The organism is Bacillus sp. ISL-46 (genome assembly GCF_018613205.1).
Genome location: NZ_JAGGQR010000014.1, coordinates 275,650 through 293,872, shown reverse-complemented (window position 1 = coordinate 293,872; position 18,223 = coordinate 275,650). Strand labels below are relative to the sequence as shown.

Below are 18,223 nucleotides of genomic sequence, written 5' to 3'. Positions count from 1 at the left end.
CCCTATTCTTCGTTCAACATGTAACCTACGCCACGAATGGTTTTAATATCGGTATGATAGCCTGACGGTTCTAATTTTTTACGGAGGTGGTGCATGAATACCTCAACTATAGCGATTGTTGTATCCGAATCAAAGCCCCATACACGGTCATAGATTTGCTCTTTCGTTAGGATTGCGCCTTTATTCTGAATCAGATATTCTAATAACTCATATTGCTTTGCCGTGAGTTTCAACTGCTCACCATCGACGACAATATCTCTTTCCTTCCCTAACAATTCAATGCCGCGAAATTGAATGGTTTGATTGGTTGTTAAGCTGCCGCTTCTTCTTAATAAGGCACGGATTCTGGCTTTCAATTCTGCTGCTTGAAATGGTTTAACTAAATAATCATCTCCACCGCTATCTAAGCCTTTGACACGATCTTCGAGGGAATCCCTTGCAGTAAGGAATAGGACAGGAATCTTTAATCCTTCCTTTCGAATCGTTCGTAAAACTTCGAACCCATCAATCTCAGGAATCATGACATCTAGTACAATCACATCATGGATGTTTTGCATCGCTAAAAATAAGGCATCCTCACCATTGGATGCTTGATCCACTTCAAACTCATCTGATAAAAGCTGAACAATCGATTCCAATAAAGGAAGATTATCCTCCACAACTAATAAGCGCATTTTCAATCTCTCCTAAGTTTGTATCTAAAAATAATTATATAGCAAATAAAGCAATCGTAACATAGGACATGTCCGCTGTTTACCTTTCATTTAAAAGAGGTGTTTGGGAAGCTAAAATTACCTCCTGTTTAGTTTCCACCCCTACCGCCAAATTGTCCTTGACCTCCAAAGTTCCGGTTCATTCCGCCCACGTTTCCGATTCCACCAAAAACACTGCTTTGGGAATTACTACTTGAATTATTTGACGAGCTCGCTTTTGCTAATTGAGGTAATTTTACTGTTTCTCCTTCCGATACTCCTTTTGTTATTTCCACATAATCTTCATTTGCGATGCCCGTTTGAACTGTATTTTTCTCCGTTCCAGAGGTGTTACTATCTGTGCTCTTCGAATTGACTATGACATATTTCTTATTGTTTGATGTGTATACAGCATCAAGTGGAACATAAAGGGCATTAACTTTACTTTCTGTTAAGATTCTTGCTTCCGCACTCATCCCGACTTTAAGTTGATCTGGTTTATCAATAGAAATGGTAACATCAAAAGTAGAGACTCCGTTTGATGATGCTCCGTCTTCAGAAATTGCAGATACTTTACCAGTAAATACTTGATCAGGAAACGCATTAATGGTTAGGTCAACTGGCTGATTCTTTTTAATTTTGGATATATCAAGCTCATCAATTTGAACCACGGTTTGTAATTGCTTATAGTTTGTGACATGGGCAACAACTTGTCCATTTGTTACTGGCTCTCCTGCGGAAACTGCGATTGTCGTAATAACCCCAGTGGCGGGCGCTGTTATAGGGTCACTTCCATCTGAAAAAGTAATTAACTCATCTCCTTCGGTTACATTCTCCCCCACAGCTGCAAGTACTTCATCAACTTCATTATTATTAAACGTTGTTTTAATATCTTCACTCGTTACCGCTTGAACTGTCCCCGAACCACTAATGTTGACGTTTAACGTCCCTTTTTGAACAACTGCTGTTCTGACTTGCGCTGACACCGTTTGTGTACCTAACTTTAATGAATCCCATCGATAACCAACGAAACCAACAACGAGTACACTACCTACAATAATTATCCATTTTTTCATCTAAACTTGCTCCTTTTCCGTCCTGAATTCCCCCCAGGAAGCCAAATAATCTAATCTACACCCATTATTATGTTTATTTCTTAACTTTTCCTTAAAAGATAGTAAGTTTTGAGGAAAACATAAATTTGAACAGGTAGTGTCAAGGATGATTTGTATCAAGCGATTGATCAAGTAAAGTTGGACCATTATTATACGGGAAACTGGGTAATCAGTGATGACTTGGTCACCAATTCCCAGGAAGGTTTGAAGAAAACAGAAGGAATTACCGTTGGTTTCATTCTAATTGTCCTCCTTCTTGTATTTAGGTCGGCGATTGCACCAATTATTCCGTTAGTAACAGTTGGTTTCAGTTATCTTACGGCCCAATCCATAGTTTCCCTATTAGTGGATAAGGTTAACTTCCCTCTATCCACTTTTACTCAGATTTTCTTAGTTGCCGTCCTCTTCGGAAATGGAACGGACTATTGTATTTTGCTGCTTAGTCGTTTTAAAGAGGAAATGGCAAAGAATGATAGTGTTACAGAATCCATTGTGGAAACCTATCGGACAGCCGGAAAAACAGTTTTCTTTAGCGGAGTCGCTGTAATGATTGGTTTTGCTTCGATTGGCTTTTCCACCTTCAAGCTTTATCAGTCAGCAGCTGCTGTTGCGATAGGTGTGGCGATTCTTCTAATAGCACTTGTAACTGTTGTTCCCTTTTTCATGGCTGTGCTTGGCAAAAAACTATTTTGGCCATCTAAAGGAAAACTTGAACACAGTGAAAGTAAATTTTGGGGCTTGGCCGGGAGATTTGCGCTGGCACGTCCGTTGATTGCTTTTATAATCGTTGGAATTATTTCTGTACCTTTCTTATTTACGTATAAGGATCAATTATCATTTAATTCACTTGAAGAAATCAGCGATGATTTTCCTTCGATAAAAGGCTTCAATATCATTTCTGAATCATTTGGTCCTGGTGAATCCATGCCAACCCAAATTGTCATTAAAAACGATGATCAAATGAATACTTCTGATTATATTGCGATTACGGAAAAAATGAGTCAAGAGCTAGAAAAGGTAAATGATGTTGATACGGTTCGTTCTGTGTCGGCCAACCGGTGAGCCGATTGATGATTTATATCTTTCCAAACAGGTGGTAAGTCTTGGTGATGGACTTGGTCAGGGCAATGATGGGATTAAAAAAATTAGTGATGGTTTGGAGGAAGCAGGCAGCCAGATGGCGGCTAATCAGCCTAAAATGCAGGAAGCCACAGCTGGCATCAGTGAATTAATAAATGGAACAAATAAATTAAAAACTGGAATGGGAGACATTCAAGGCGGACTTACTGAAATTGAGACGGGTCTGAAAGCTGGTTCCGCTGGTTCAACACAGATTAAAGAAGGTTTGGCTCAGATAAAGACAAAATCTGCGGAGGTTTTGGCTGGTAGTAAACAATTGCTTGCCGGCTACCAAAGAGCAAGTGCTGGATTAGTTACTCTTCAAGGTCAATACGAAGATGTAGCGACAAGGTTGGAGACATTGAACAAAACCCTAACTGCTACAAATCAATATTTTACTAATCTTGAAAAACAATATAGTGACATTGGAGAAAATCAAAACTATCAAGCTATCAAAATGACTGTTCAGGGCTCCCAAATGGCAACAAAAGAATTAGCGGGAGGATTGCAGCAATTAAATACTGGCTTAAAAGGCGCACAAACAGGAATTCAGTTTGCTAATAGTAAATTTGCAGAAATAACAGATGGCCAGAAAGCCCTAATTACCGGTATGGAAGGACTGTTAAAAGGAATTTCCGACCTTGAAACAGGATTAGATAAAATGGCCCAAGGGCAAGGAAAAGTCATTGATGGACTTCCGCAATTTACAGGTGGACTCTCTGGAATAAATGATGGGCAGAAGCAGCTCCTTACTGGCTTCCAAGACATTTGTGGACAGATCACTCAGCTTTCTGATGGGTTAACGCAAAGTTCTGACGGATTAAATAAAGTTTCGGATGGCCTTAATTCTGCTCAAGATTATCTTTCCGAGGTATTCAAACAGAAGCAAACCGGATTTTATATTTCTCAGGAAGTCCTTGACAGCAAAGATTTCGAGCAAGCACTGAATGCCTACATGTCAAACGACAAAAAAGTAATGACGATTGATGTGATATTTAATAAAAATCCATATTCTAATGAAGCGATTAATCGCGTTCCTGAAATTAAGCAAGCAGTCAAACGTGTTATTAAAGACACCAAACTGGAAAATGCTAAAGTGGCTGTTGGCGGTGTATCGAGTATGCATAACGATCTTGATACTATTTCAAAAGCGGATTATTCAAGAACCGTCGTATTAATGCTAGTCGGGATAAGTATTATCTTAATCATCCTACTGCGTTCACTAATTATGCCCCTTTATCTGATTGGATCATTAGTCCTAACCTACTATACTTCGATGGCTATTTCGGAAAAGATCTTTGTTAATTTATTAGGATATTCAGGTATTAGTTGGGCAGTTCCCTTCTTTGCCTTTGTTATTTTAGTAGCTTTAGGAATTGACTACAGTATTTTCTTAATGGACCGGTTCAACGAATACCGAAACATGCCGGTTGAAAAAGCAATCCTGATTTCGATGAAAAAAATGGGTACAGTTATTATTTCAGCAGCGATCATCTTAGGCGGAACGTTTGCAGCGATGATGCCATCAGGGGTATTGTCCTTACTGGAAATTGCTACGATCCTATTAATCGGCTTAGCCTTATACTCACTTGTTGTGCTCCCACTGTTTGTACCTGTTATGGTAAAAACATTCGGCGAGGCCAATTGGTGGCCATTTAGAAAAAATAATGATAGTGCAAATCATATAAACTAATCAATGCATGCTGATCAAAAGGATCAGCGTGCATTTTTATGGCTTTATATATTTTTGAAACTTTTTCACTCTTGTCTCGTACATAAAGTGTGGTATATACAATGAAGATACTTATCTGTCATGAAATTTTTCCCTTTTTCAAAAATACATTTATAATGTACATATGAAAATAATCAAGAGGAGTGAAAAAAGTGGGTGTTACACTTAGCAAGGGGCAAAAAGTAGATTTAACAAAATCTCACCCTGGACTGCAAAACGTCGTTGTCGGCTTGGGTTGGAACATTAGTCAGCAAGGGTCCAATTTTGATTTAGATGCTTCTGCATTTTTATTAGGCCAAACTGGAAAAGTGAACAGTGACCAGGATTTTGTTTTTTATAATAATCCGTCAGGTGGAAATGGCTCCATTATCTATAGCGGTGACAATCGAACTGGTGCAGGAGCCCGGGATGATGAGCAGATCAGGATTGATTTAAACAAGGTTCCTTCCCAAATTCATCGGATTGCTTTTACAATTACGATCCATGATGCGCAAGCGAAACGGCAAAATTTCGGACAAATTTCTGACTCTTATGTGCGTATATTTAATGAGCAAACAAATGAAGAATTATTGAGATTTAACCTTGGACGGGATTTAACGGTGGAAACAGCAATTGTGGCAGCGGAGCTCTACCGTCATAACGGTGAATGGAAGTTTAATGCAATTGCCAGTGGCTTCCAAGGGGGATTAGCAGCTTTATGTGGTAACTTTGGTATTACCGTTGACGACCCACCTGCTAGTGTACAAACAACGCCGCCGTCTCAGCCAACAAGTTATCCATCAAGCCCTAATTCGTATCAACAGAGTAATCCATATCAACCAAGCCAAACAAATCCTAATTCTTATCAACAAAGTAATTCATATCAACAAAACCAATCAAGCTCAAATTCGTATCAGCAGCCCATTCATCTTCAGCCAGAATCATCTCATCAGCAGCAGCCTGCCTACGGATATCCGACGCAGTCCTATCCTGCTTCAACCAATTCTCACCAATCATATGGTGGAGATGATATCATTTGCCCACGCTGCCATTCCTCAAATGTTCGGACAGGAAAGAAAGGGTTCGGTCTTGGTAAAGCAGCAATAGGCGGGTTAATCCTTGGTCCTGTCGGTTTACTGGGTGGTTTTATTGGAAAAAATCAACTAAAGTTCTCATGTAATAGCTGTGGCAACAACTGGTCCCCTTCGCAAACAGATTATGCGGAATGGGCAAACAATCAAAAGAAAAAAGCACAAGAACTATTTAATCGATATAAAAGCCAGGATGTACTCGAAGCAGTGGTCGCAGCCTGTGCATTAGTGGCGATGGCAGACGGATACTTGGATGCTTCTGAACGCCAGAAAATGACTGAGTTCGTCCATCAAAGTGAAGAATTACGAGTGTTTGATACAAATAAGGTCCTCCAAAAATTCAATATGTTTGTTTCTAGAATAGAAAATGATCGGATACTTGGTCGTGCCGAGGCATTTCGTGCCCTTGGAAAAATCAGAACCAAGCCAGAAATTGCTCGTCTTGTCGCTCGTTATTGCATCGCCATTGGCTATGCAGATGGAAATTTTGACAACAATGAAAAACAAATGGTTAGCGATATCTGTCGTGAACTCGGCCTAAACCCTGCAGAGTTTCTATCTTAAAAAGAAAAAAAGCCTCTTTCCCATCCAAGGATCGAGGCTCTTTGGCTATTTTTTCCAAACTCGCTTATTTTCCGCACGCTTTGTAAGTCCTAATGCATCTAATTTTTCTAAAAACGGAATCATGTATTTTCGTGACAGTTCAAGAACATCTTTGGCATCCCCGACCTCAAATTCAGAACCTGTATGGCTGCGCAGTTTATCCACGGCTTGTTTAAATACTTCCCCATGATAAGCAAACTGTACATCCAACTGGATAAGTAGTTCTTCCTCTTCAAGAAAGTGTCGTAAATCAGCTTCAAGATTGTCAGGAATACCGGCATCAGCAAAATATTCCTTTAGGTTACGAACCTTTAATCCGTCCCTCTGCAATCCATTAATTAGATTTTCAGTCCGCTTCGCCCAGTTTTTTGGTACATGTGGTACAAAACTTGCCAAGGAAACAAACTGTCCTTTTCTGTTAAAAATATGATTTGTCATTCCATTTTCCACCACATAATCTAGCAGTGATTTAGGAAATCTTTTTTGCATCGTTTGCAATAGCTCTGCTTTATTGATGCCAATCTTCATCGAATGAAGTTGATGATAATCCTGCAATCTATCAAAGATATCTTCCTCTAGCGAATCGATCAACTGCTGGAGTGTATATTTTTTTCCATCATATAAAACAAATTCTCCATCCGATAAGTGCTCAATTAAGGTAGCTTCATCTAGGGAAGTTCGTTTGATCAACTCATGTAGGGGCAAACTTTTCGCTTCCATTAAAGCAGCAGTAATTCGTTCCTTCGGTGTGCCGACTTTTTTCTTTTCAAGATCATCGATGGTTTGATTGCCGAACCGGTATTTATCTCCGCGTGGGTCAATCACCCAACCCCCGCCAATCGTCTCTTGCGGGCTTGGCCTGCGTAGAATAAAGCGGTCACCTCGTTTTGTAAGGATTTCATCCTCAAGCCTCAGTTGGCAAAGGATTTCACCATTTTCTTCCTTGATTTCATTGCGGTCAAAAAAGACAATCCGACCCATTACCTCAGCTGTTCCAAGATGAAGCTTAATTGGCATCCGCTGTTTAACCATATGCTCTAGGTCCTCAACCACACGAATAGCAACATCCAAAGTCTTCGTAACTAGGAAATGTTCAGACGATACAAGCACATCTCCACGTTCTACCTCTTCCTTTGAAACACTTGAAAGGTTAATCGCCGTCCGTTGTCCAGCATAGGCCTTCTCGGCCGGATTATGATGTACTTGAATCTGCCGCGCTCTTACCTCAATACCTCTTGGCATAATCTTAAGTGTTTGTCCCTCTTCGACCGTTCCTTCATAAACAGTTCCTCGAACAACAGTCCCCTGACCCTTAACCGTGAATACTTGATCAATCGGCAGACGGAAGGCCCCTTTTGCATCTCGCATTTCTTGTTCTTTTAACATTTTGATGATTAATTCTTTAATTTCTTCGATCCCTTTTTTGGAAAGACTGTCTACTAAAACAAACGGTGCAGCCTCAAAGACGGTCCCAGAAAGTTCCTCCAAAATATCATCTTTCACTAGCTCGATAAATTCTTCTTCTACCCGGTCAATTTTTGAAATAGCGATCAAACCATTTTTAACTCCTAAAAATTTCAAGATATCCAAGTGCTCCCTCGTTTGCGGCATAACACCTTCGTCTGCTGCAACGACAAGTACTACTAGATCTATCCCAGCTACACCAGCTATCATCTGCCTGATAAACCGTTCATGTCCTGGAACATCTATTACAGAAATTTGAATTTCATTATCTTCATATAAAGGCGCAAATCCGAGTTCAATTGAAATTTGACGTTCCTTTTCTTCTTTTAAACGATCTGTATCTACATTAGTTAACGCTTTCGTTAACGACGTTTTCCCATGATCTATATGCCCTGCCATACCAATCGTAAAATACCTTTTTTCCAAATTTGCCACCTACTTTATCGTTCTTCCATTCTAATGTAGCCTTTATAGCTCTATTGTTCAAGAGTAGATTTTGCGACATCTACTCTTATCTTTCAATCAAAAAATTTAAAGGAACTTAGGAGTTTCCTTGAAAAAAACTCACTAAAATAACAAAAACCAGAAATCTGGTATTTGTTATTTCACCCGTTCATTTAATGCTAAGAACCGATAAAACACTATTAATAAAGATTGAATGGATAGATAGGTACAAATAGAGTAAATGATGATGTTCCCGTTTTTATATTCAAATACTCCCATTTTATTGTAAACCCACTCTACAGCAACCGCAACTACTGTGAAACTTGATATGAAAAACACTAGATAGCGGTCTCTTAATCGATATTTTTTTATATAAATAAAGAAAAAAGTAGGCAAAGGGTGGATATAGGAAATAAACGACTACATCCATTACAGTTTAAGCAGGACCATCCATAATATCGTAATAGTCAAACGGTGCAGCACCCATCGAATTATAGAAAAGACCTGCAGCTGTCAAGCTATAAAGGAAAATGAGAATGGTCAGTTGCTTAGAAAACACTTTTGGCAAAAAAAACAAAATTCCCCATGATAAAATAACAGCAAAAATAACAAAATAATCATTCATATCAAATTTATTTTCTACCAATTTCACCTGCGATGATCACCTCCTGCTTTTCCAATCCCCTATTCATCGCCGTGAATCTTCTTACTGCCCTGGGGGTCGACCCGACGCGAACACTTGTTATCAGCCAAGTCGTTCTAAGCATTGTGTTACCATTTCCGATAATTGCTTTAATCTACTTTACGCAAAAAAAAGAGTTCATGGGCGTGTTAACGAATAAACCAATCACAACCATTGCTTCCGCTCTTTTTGCGATTATCATTATGGGATTAAATATTTGGCTGGTCGTACAGACGTTTTTGGGCTAATTTATGATAGTGACGTTAGATCCCATAGGTGTTAAACAATAAAATAATAATAATATTGACGTGTACATTTGCACACGTCGTTTTTTTCGTTTAAAAAGGGATCATTCTAAATACCTATTTTTCTCTTAAGTTATAAATAAACAGGCTAATTTATTAGGACAACATCATTCCGTGATACATATAGATGCAGTATAAATATAATTAATTATTTTAAGGGGGAAAATTTTTTATGAATAAAGACATCATGAAATGTTTTATAGGTAAAGTAATCAGAATTGATCGAGGTGGACCAGAATCCAGAATTGGGATGTTACTGGATGCAAGTGACAATCTTATCGTCCTTCTCACGGAAGAAGATGGGGTCGTTTACTACAATACATCTCATATTAAAAGTTTTACAGATAATATGAAGGAGCAGATGGAATTCAACATTAAAGTTCCAAAAGATTTCAAGTTTAAAAAAGCTGCTAATTTCCAAGACCTTCTAGACACATTGAAATTAAAATGGATACAAATTAATCGTGGCGGTCCTGAGAAGTTAGAGGGAGTACTCTGTGAGGCAAATAAAGATTTTGTTTTTTTGATCAATAATGGGGAAATTGTGCGCCTTTCAATGTCCCACATTAAAAGTATTAGTTATGGAGTAAAAATTGAAAAGGAAAAATCCAAAAAATGACAGATGCTTCATTAATAATGATTAAGAAGAGGATGAGCCAGATGAATCATTTTCTCATCTTCTTCTTCTGATCTTTCAATTCGACAATGGATTCTAACTCCAAAATCCTATGTTAGTTATGTTATACTGTATTATATTGATTTTTCAGAAAATAAACAACACAATAGATAAGTACTTTTAATTAACCGGGGGGATTCATTTGAAATTTGACGTGATCGTGGTTGGTGCAGGTTTAGCTGGTTTAGTGGCTACAGCTGAACTGGCTGAAGCTGGAACAAAAGTGCTGCTATTAGACCAAGAACCCGAAGCGTCTATCGGTGGACAGGCTTGGTGGTCATTTGGAGGTCTATTTCTAATCGATTCACCCGAACAAAGAAGAATGGGCATCAAGGATTCACGAGAACTTGCCTGGCAGGACTGGTTAGGGGCAGCAGGGTTTGATAGAGAAGAAGATGAGGATTATTGGGGGAAAAAGTGGGCAGAAGCCTATGTTGATTTTTCCGCAGGTGAAAAACGTGAATGGCTATCAGGGATGGGCGTTCGTTTTTTCCCTGTTGTCGGCTGGGCAGAGCGTGGCGGATATACTGCTGAAGGTCATGGAAATTCAGTGCCCCGCTTTCATATTGTATGGGGAACCGGTCCCGGCCTGGTTAAGCCATTTGAGGCTAGAGTCAGACAGGCAATGGCGAAAGGTCTTGTCGATTATCGCCCTCGCCATCGAGTGAATGAATTAATAAAGGAAAATGGTGCCGTAAGAGGTGTCGGGGGAGACGTACTTGTACCAAGTTCCGCATCACGCGGTGAAGCAAGTTCCCGTGAGGTGATTGGAGATTTTGAGTTTCATTCATCCGTAGTAGTGGTGACAAGCGGCGGTATTGGTGGAAACCATGACCTTATTAGGAAAAATTGGCCCGAACGGCTAGGTAAAGCGCCTAAAAATATGATTTCCGGAGTACCGGAACATGTGGACGGTAGAATGCTTGGAATAACGGAGAAAGCCGGCGGACGTATCGTCAATCGCGACCGGATGTGGCACTATACCGAAGGAATTAAGAACTGGGACCCCGTTTGGCCGATGCATGGTATCCGGATCCTCCCTGGTCCATCCTCGCTTTGGCTCGATGCAAAAGGTAAGCGTTTTCCTGCGCCAAACTTTCCCGGATTTGATACCTTGGGAACCCTTGAAGCGATTATGAAGTCCGGCTACGACTACTCATGGTTCATTTTAACTCAGAAGATTATTGAAAAAGAGTTTGCCTTATCAGGGTCTGAACAAAATCCTGATTTGACAGGAAAAAGTATAAAAAAAGTATTAGCCCGTATTCTTCCCGGGCCCACTGCACCGGTAAAAGCCTTCATGGATAAGGGCGAGGATTTTGTTATTGCGAATACCCTACCGGGACTTGTTGATGGAATGAATCAACTTACAGGTGATAACTTACTAAATTTTACCGAAATTGAAAGGCAGGTTCTAGCTCGAGACCGGGAGGTAGAAAATAAATTTACAAAGGATCTGCAAATTACCGCTATGCGTGGAGCCCGAAATTATCTTGGTGACAAACTGATAAGAGTCGCATCCCCACATAGAATTCTCGATCCAAAGATGGGCCCATTAATCGCGGTTCGTTTAAATATTGTCAGTCGAAAAACGCTGGGCGGACTACAGACTGATTTATCAGGGAGAGTCCTCGATGCATCAGGAATTCCTGTTCCAGGACTATACGCAGCTGGAGAGGTTTCAGGGTTTGGCGGAGGTGGAATTCACGGCTATCGCTCGTTGGAAGGAACATTCGTCGGCGGCTGTTTGTTTACAGGAAGACAGGCTGGACGTGCAATAGCTAAAGAATTATTATAATTACGATGAGAATTTTATTAAAGGAGGTGAAAATATGTCATCATTAGTTTTTATGGCACTTTATCGTCCAAAACCAGGAAATGCAGAGGAATTGAAAGAAGTTCTTAAAGTACATATCCCAACATTAAGAGAAGAAAATTTAATTACAAACAGGGATTTACTAACTCTTCAAGCAGAGGATGGGACGATTATCGAGATCGCTGAATGGGTGTCAACGGAGGCAATTGAAAAAGCACACCAATCGGCTGCTGTCATGGCCGTTTGGGATAAAATTGGTTCCTTAGCAGAATTAACTAGCCTTTCAACACTTGCTGAAGCTCAAGAACGGTTTCCTAATTTTAAGCCTTTATGAGTAATGGATATTTTTAAAGTTCGTTGAAAAACACAAAAAGCAGTGTGATTTCAAGCCATTGAAATCACACTGTTTTTCAGCTTGGCCATGGAAGGCTACCAATGCATTAATTGGTAAACATAAATTCCGTCCTGCTGCCCGTCTGGTCTGCCATGACCTCTAGTCTGACATCAATTCGTTCTTTTAGTTCTGGAACGTGCGAGATAATTCCAACCAAGCGGCCGCTGCTCTGAATATCCATTAATGCTTCAATTGCCTGATCCAGGGACTCAGGATCCAGCGTACCAAAGCCTTCATCGATGAACATCGTTTCTAGCGATACCCCGCCGGCATAATTTTGAACGACATCTGCCAGTCCTAGTGCCAGAGATAAAGAAGCTTTAAAGCTTTCCCCACCCGATAATGTTTTGACATGCCGTTCCTGGCCCGTATACTGGTCAAACACGAGCAATTCCAAACCGCTTTGCGTATTACCTTTGGATCGATCGGTTTTTCTCAGCAATTGAAAACGGCCAGAGGTCATTTTTCGTAAGCGACCGTTGGCTTCTCGTAAAATATCATCAAGAAAAGAAGCCAGCACATACCGTTCAAAGGTAATTCGGAAGTTATTTTGACCCTTAGCAATTTCATAAAGATGACCAATTAACTTGTACCGTTCTTCTAGAACCTTCATCTGTTCATTCAAGCTTTCCACCCGGCTGTAAATTTCTTCGTTGTCCCGTTTTTTTACAAATAAATTTGTGCTTTGATGATTAAGTGCCTCGATTTCGCTAGTAATTTTCACTAACTCTTGCTTTAATCCCTCAACATCCGGTGTTTTCACGTCGATTAACAGTTCAGTAAGTTCTTTCAAACGGTCAGAAACCGAGCGTAATTCTTCACGGTAGCTGCGGATTTCTGCTTCAAGGCTACGAATCTCTCCTTCTGTCCGTTTGGAAGCAGCATACATACCGTATTTTTCAAAGCCCTGCTCTGAAAGTTTGTTAATAAAGATTTCCCTTTCCGTTTCGAGCTCTTTGTGTTTACTTGCATGGTGTTTCTCTGCATCTAGTAATCTTGCCGTTTCATTGGAAAGTTTTTCTTTCACTGCCTGGAAGCGCTGCTGTGCTTCTTCGAGCTGTTTAATTAGTATTTCTTGGCGGTTCCGGGAGACAGAGAGAGCCTTTTCATATTCCGCTTCCGAGCGAAGATTTTCGGGAATGACTTTCATCATCCGTGAAAGATTGGTCTTCTTTTCGGTGAATTGCACCGTTAACTCATTCATTTGAGCGGAAACCTGATGGATGGTGTTTTGTAAATTTACTTTTTCAGTTTCTCTGTTTTCTATTTCCAACCTAACCTTATCAAGCTGTTTAATCTGTTCAGCAAGCTTTCCTTGAATCTGAACAAGCTGGTTCCTAGCGGTGACAGCCTCAATTTTTGCATGAGGTAACTCAGATTCTGTAAAAACTGGCTGATACGTACGTATTTCTTGCAATATTTCAGTTACAGCTGCTCTTTGTGCTGCCTCTGTCGACTGACTTTGGTAAAAAGCAGCTTCATCAGCAGACTTTTCTTTTTCCCATTTGGCAGATTGAGCCTTAGCTGCCTTCATTTCCTCTTCAGTAGGAATACTGTCATCCTGATGGATTGCTGGTGAAGGATGATGCTCCGAACCGCAAACAGGACAGCCTTGACCTGATTGAAGCCCTGCTGCTAATATTGCTGCTTGCCCGTGCATCCATTTACTCTCTAAATTTTCAACCATTACTCTAGCATCAGTATATCTAGCCGTCGTATTTTCATAACGGGCGGTGATCGCCTTTAGATTTTGCTCAGACTTTTGATGTCGTTCAAGCAAAGTTTCAATTTTTTCATAGCGGTCAAGTTCAGCCTTTATTTTTTCAATTTTTCCCTCATTTTCTAAATAAGTCAGCTTTCCTTTTTCAATTTCTTCCTTCTGCCGATTAAGGAATACTATTTGTTCTCCTAGTTGTTCAAAAAGTTGTTCGGATTGCGTATGCTTTTCTTTCGCAGTTTTTAGTTCAGTATCCTTGTTTTGCGTTTCTATAAGCAATGCGGCAAACGAATAGACATCCTCTTTCATATTTACTAATCGATTCACCTCATCAAGGGCTGTTTGGCGCTCACCCTCTCGTTCAAGCTCCCGTTGCAGCTGTTGCTCATGCTGTTTTAAAAGTCCATCCAATTTTTCCATTTCCAACTGAATCGACTTCAAATTTCCCTCGAGTTGATCAACTTCGCGTTTTAAACGATGGCAAAGTTCCTCCTGTTTTGCTAAAAGTGCAGCCTTTTGTGCAAGTTGAACCTGCTTGTCTTTTTCAATAAATACTTCTTCTTGAGAAACTAGGCTGTCCTTTTGCCCCTTTAATTCCTCTTTCATTTGCAGTTGTTTTAAGATCGCTTCTGCTTCAAAAAGTTGCCCCTTAAGTTTGTCCTGCTCCTGTACCTTTCCTTTTAATTGGTTGTTCAGTTGTTCCAACGCTACACCCATACCGGCAATTTCTGCTTGTAAAAGCGGCATAATGATCGTGTCATTTACAGAATCCGCATCCAAGTACCCACGGAGCTCTTCATTTGTTACCGTATGAATGCGTCGAATTGCTTCATTTCTTGATTGTACCTGGTCTTCAACAGTCCTTTTTAACTCCGTTGCTTCTTCCTTCAACATATCTTCTACCATTTTATATAACTGGGTATGGAACAGGCGCTGCAGGATCACTTCTTTATCCTTACTATCTGAGGTGAGGAGTTTACGGAATTCGCCCTGCGGAATCATTAATATTTGCCGGAATTGATTCGCATCAATAAGCATAATTTCCTTAATTTTTTCCTCAACATCATTGATTTTAGAAGCAAGCAGCTTCTTCTCGCCATCTTCTGTCCACATATATAACTCAGCTTTGGCACCTATTTGTGTATAGCCATCGCCTTTATCTTTCTTCTTCAACTGCTGCGGTGACCTTGTAATCGAATACGCTTTGTTTCGAAGAGAAAAATCAAGTGAAACCTCGGTTAATACCTCATCTTTGGCAAACTGGCTTCGAAGTTCGGGACCATTACGGTCTTCTCCACTCGCTTTTCCATAAATCGCATAACTGATTGCATCAAAAATGGTTGTTTTTCCGGAACCGGTTTTACCAGAAATGACAAACATCGTACGATTGCCAAGTGCTGTAAAGTCGATTTCTTCATTGCCTGCATAAGGGCCGAAAGCTTGCATCGTCAGTTTTAAAGGTTTCATTTCAATCCCTCTTCCCTAAGCACTTTTTCAATTACCTCAGTCATTGCCTCTTTTTTATCCAGCGAAAATTCCGAGGTTGTCATTTCTGAATAAAATTGTTCAAACAACTCAAGTTCTGACTTTTTTTCACTTCTAATTGAAGTGAAAGATTGTTTCTTCTTTATATCGGTAATATCCAGTTTTCTTTCAAGATGGAGGACGTTCGGATACACTTGACGTAACTTATTAATCGGATCGATTAAGGCCCCTTCATCAAGGAGAGTGATTTTTAAATAATCATGGACTGTTTCTTTTTCATAAAAATAAGGATCAAGTAATTCTTCAAGATGTCCTTCTAGTTCACGCATATCATGTTTTGGAGTAAGCGAACGGTAACGATGCGTAAAGTTACCTTTATCGTCCATTTCAATAATGGAGATCGACTTTCTTTGTTTTGCTTCCGAGAAGGAATATTTTAAGAGGGAACCTGAATATTTCACTTTGTTATGGTTAATTGCATCTGGACTGTGTAAGTGTCCTAGAGCAGTATAGGAAAATGGTTCAAACAATTCGGCGCCAACACAACCTGAGCCGCCTACGGATAAAACTCGTTCAGAATCCGAGGTTTGTCCACCTAAAACGAAGGCATGTCCAACCAAAACATTGGGCTCGTTTGGATTAAGGTGTTCCTCCATTTTTCCAATCAGTGCTTTCATCGCGTCTTGATGGGAATGGATCGAATCATCGTGGAGAAGTTGACGGACCATCCCTGGCTCTGCATAAGGAACAAGATAGAAGTTTACTCCATTTATTTGCACAGGAGTGAAGCTTGTTGATAATTTTCCTGAAAGATAAAATTGGCTGTGCTTATACCATGAACTGCCAAAGGAAAGTCTCTCTGCACTATCGTGGTTCCCTGCAATGGCGACAACCGGTGTTTTCAGTTCAACATTTATTTTAAAAAGCATTTCATCAAGTAATTCCACGGCATCGGTTGGTGGTACAGAGCGATCATATAAGTCTCCTGCGATAACAACGGCATCGGGCTTTTCTTCAGCAACAATGGCCACAAATTGCTCTAGTACTTCGCGTTGATTCTCTGTCATATAGACCCCATGGACTAATTTTCCTAAATGCCAATCAGCTGTATGGATAAATTTCATCTGGTTCACCCCAATTTTTTAATCTGCATCTTTTCCAATACTACTATTATAACAAAATACTTTCAGATATGAGCTTGGAAATGCTAGCAGATTACTGGAACAATGGGTATTTTATACTAGAGGATATTTGAAGGGAATCTATAAAAATCCAAAAAACAGCCCGGAACCTAGTCCGGGCTGTTATAGTAGATTACAATATTATTTTTTAGTTACGTTAGCAGCTTGTGGTCCACGAGCTCCTTCAACTACTTCGAAAGATACTTCTTGACCTTCTTCTAAAGTTTTGAAACCTTCTGTTTGGATTGCAGAATAATGAACGAATACGTCGTTACCGTCTTCTGCTTCGATGAAACCAAAACCTTTTTCTGAGTTAAACCATTTTACTTTACCGTTTTTCATGAAAAAAAATCCTCCTATTGGCTTATACACTTAAGCCATGTGTAAATTCACCAAATTACAACGTGATAGCTTTACCTTCATTTCCTCATCCAAACATCGGTTAAAACTTTGAACAAGCTTGTAATATAAATCTAATCTCGTGCAACGGCTGATTAAATTTTAGCATTCTAATAGCCTAAATGTCAATAAAGGACAAAGCAAGATAAACCTACATACTTCTACATTTCCCCCCTTATTTTCTGCGGTAATTTCGAGTCAAATCGACATCTCTTCAAAAGGGACTATTCCATTCATATGGAAAGATTATTTAAGTCAAACTATGCGATCCATTAGCTATTTTTCAATATTGCTATTTTGGAAAGTTGGAAGAACAGCAGTATTGCGATCAATTTTTCCTATCCGACACTTAATTCCTTTAATGATGTCCTTCACAAGTAATTCCAAACCTATATAGGTTAGAGATGGGAAATCCGCAAAAAGCTTTTTAACCTCACTTTAGTTCATTTTTTTCCGCAAATACTATGTCGATTAATTTTGTCGACTTCTTCCTTTATTTTGGCCATTGGGGCAAGTAAATCTTTGAATCATGCAATATCTTCAGTGGAAAGATGGTGTAATATTACGAAATAACAATAATTACCAAAATTAATAAATTACCCCTTTTCACTGTGAATAAAAGAAAAAAATTACCGAAGAAAATTAATTCTTCGGTATTGCTAAATCTTCCTCATCTTCTTTAAACTTGTCTAGTATTGTGATCGTATCCACGAGATGATTGTTAAATATTTGCCTTGCAACGGCTAACAATTCGAAGATCATCGGGTCCTTCAAAGTGTAGATAACTTTGTTGCCCTCTTTTGTTCCAGACACAATATTCTTCGCTCTAAGAATGGTTAACTGCTGTGAAACTGCCGACCCTTCACTGCCAACAAGGGTTTGAATTTCATTTACATTCTTATCCCCTTCGGCAAGAAGTTCTAAAATGAGGATTCTCAAGGGATGCGCTAATGCTTTGAAAAATTCCGCCTTAAATTGTTGCATTTCAAGATTCAAATTGTCCACTCCTATGCTTTTTTAGAAAGTAGCCGTAAGTTTTGCTCTGCTTCCTTCTACTGCCTCCGCAGCTGATAGCTTTTTGCATTCTCTAAATGCGTAATGCTTACAGCCTAGGCACTTATTTTTGTTAATATGCTCAAGTGCATATTGGATGGCTTCACCAGTATGTTCAAAAAAATGTTCCTCGCCGATTATTTGATATAATCCAGTCTTTTTCAAGGGAATAATTATGGAATCTTTTGTCAATAAACATATAAACCCTTCTTATCTTCTTATTTTTATATATCTGACTATTTGAATATATGGTAATTTAACTTACATAGCAAGTAT

13 protein-coding genes and 2 pseudogenes are annotated in these 18,223 nt (G+C 39.5%); 6 read left to right on the top strand and 9 right to left on the bottom strand.

The annotated features are described in order from the left end of the window. Nucleotides 1-2: 2 nt before the first annotated feature. Complete coding sequence (locus J7E67_RS09440; RefSeq protein ID WP_214712856.1) at nucleotides 3-674, bottom strand: response regulator transcription factor; 672 nt, start codon at nucleotides 672-674, stop codon at nucleotides 3-5. Nucleotides 675-802: 128 nt separating this feature from the next. Then, entirely contained in the window at nucleotides 803-1,768 is a 966-nt protein-coding gene (locus tag J7E67_RS09435) for an efflux RND transporter periplasmic adaptor subunit (protein ID WP_214712858.1), read from the bottom strand. A 138-nt stretch (nucleotides 1,769-1,906) separates the two neighbouring features. On the opposite strand from J7E67_RS09435, the pseudogene J7E67_RS09430 reads away from it, so the two are divergent. After that, nucleotides 1,907-4,619, top strand: a pseudogene (locus tag J7E67_RS09430) (MMPL family transporter); the annotation flags it as partial. A 191-nt stretch (nucleotides 4,620-4,810) separates the two neighbouring features. After that, nucleotides 4,811-6,292, top strand: coding sequence for a TerD family protein (locus J7E67_RS32085; protein ID WP_214712859.1), 1,482 nt, complete (start codon nucleotides 4,811-4,813; stop codon nucleotides 6,290-6,292). A 45-nt stretch (nucleotides 6,293-6,337) separates the two neighbouring features. Here the strand turns inward: J7E67_RS32085 and selB are convergent, their stop codons facing one another. Both selB and J7E67_RS09415 read right to left on the bottom strand, forming a co-directional pair. Continuing rightward, complete coding sequence (gene selB, locus J7E67_RS09420) at nucleotides 6,338-8,221, bottom strand: selenocysteine-specific translation elongation factor (RefSeq protein ID WP_214712861.1); 1,884 nt, start codon at nucleotides 8,219-8,221, stop codon at nucleotides 6,338-6,340. Between the two features lie 454 nt (nucleotides 8,222-8,675). Beyond that, on the bottom strand, nucleotides 8,676-8,891 hold the full coding sequence (locus J7E67_RS09415; protein ID WP_214712863.1) for a hypothetical protein: 216 nt from the start codon (nucleotides 8,889-8,891) through the stop codon (nucleotides 8,676-8,678). A 5-nt stretch (nucleotides 8,892-8,896) separates the two neighbouring features. Here J7E67_RS09415 and J7E67_RS09410 point away from each other — a divergent pair, with 5 nt between their 5' ends. The 4 genes from J7E67_RS09410 (at nucleotide 8,897) to J7E67_RS09395 (ending at nucleotide 12,052) form a co-directional block, all read left to right on the top strand. After that, nucleotides 8,897-9,169 carry a divalent metal cation transporter gene (locus tag J7E67_RS09410; RefSeq protein ID WP_214712865.1) on the top strand — a complete coding sequence of 91 codons (273 nt, stop codon included), beginning with the start codon at nucleotides 8,897-8,899 and terminating at the stop codon, nucleotides 9,167-9,169. A gap of 229 nt (nucleotides 9,170-9,398) precedes the next feature. Then, complete coding sequence (locus tag J7E67_RS09405) at nucleotides 9,399-9,845, top strand: hypothetical protein (protein WP_214712867.1); 447 nt, start codon at nucleotides 9,399-9,401, stop codon at nucleotides 9,843-9,845. Between the two features lie 199 nt (nucleotides 9,846-10,044). Then, nucleotides 10,045-11,700, top strand: coding sequence for an FAD-binding dehydrogenase (locus J7E67_RS09400; protein ID WP_214712869.1), 1,656 nt, complete (start codon nucleotides 10,045-10,047; stop codon nucleotides 11,698-11,700). Between the two features lie 34 nt (nucleotides 11,701-11,734). Beyond that, nucleotides 11,735-12,052, top strand: coding sequence for a putative quinol monooxygenase (locus tag J7E67_RS09395; RefSeq protein WP_088086802.1), 318 nt, complete (start codon nucleotides 11,735-11,737; stop codon nucleotides 12,050-12,052). A gap of 106 nt (nucleotides 12,053-12,158) precedes the next feature. On the opposite strand, the gene J7E67_RS09390 is transcribed toward J7E67_RS09395, so the two are convergent. The 5 genes and pseudogenes from J7E67_RS09390 to J7E67_RS09370 all read right to left on the bottom strand — a co-directional run. Then, nucleotides 12,159-15,296: an AAA family ATPase gene (locus tag J7E67_RS09390; RefSeq protein ID WP_214712877.1), complete on the bottom strand. Its 3,138-nt coding sequence runs from the start codon at nucleotides 15,294-15,296 to the stop codon at nucleotides 12,159-12,161. Further along, nucleotides 15,293-16,438: an exonuclease SbcCD subunit D gene (locus J7E67_RS09385; RefSeq protein WP_214712885.1), complete on the bottom strand. Its 1,146-nt coding sequence runs from the start codon at nucleotides 16,436-16,438 to the stop codon at nucleotides 15,293-15,295. Before J7E67_RS09385 ends, J7E67_RS09390 begins: the two co-directional genes overlap by 4 nt. A gap of 198 nt (nucleotides 16,439-16,636) precedes the next feature. Further along, the gene (locus J7E67_RS09380; protein ID WP_007083969.1) at nucleotides 16,637-16,837 is read right to left on the bottom strand and encodes a cold-shock protein; all 201 of its coding nucleotides are present in this window, start codon (nucleotides 16,835-16,837) and stop codon (nucleotides 16,637-16,639) included. Nucleotides 16,838-17,536: 699 nt separating this feature from the next. Further along, nucleotides 17,537-17,890 (bottom strand): ArsR/SmtB family transcription factor, encoded by a 354-nt coding sequence (locus tag J7E67_RS09375; protein WP_214712887.1) that lies wholly within the window; start codon nucleotides 17,888-17,890, stop codon nucleotides 17,537-17,539. A gap of 21 nt (nucleotides 17,891-17,911) precedes the next feature. Then, nucleotides 17,912-18,112 (bottom strand): annotated as a pseudogene (locus J7E67_RS09370) (sodium-independent anion transporter); the annotation flags it as partial. Nucleotides 18,113-18,223: the final 111 nt, after the last annotated feature.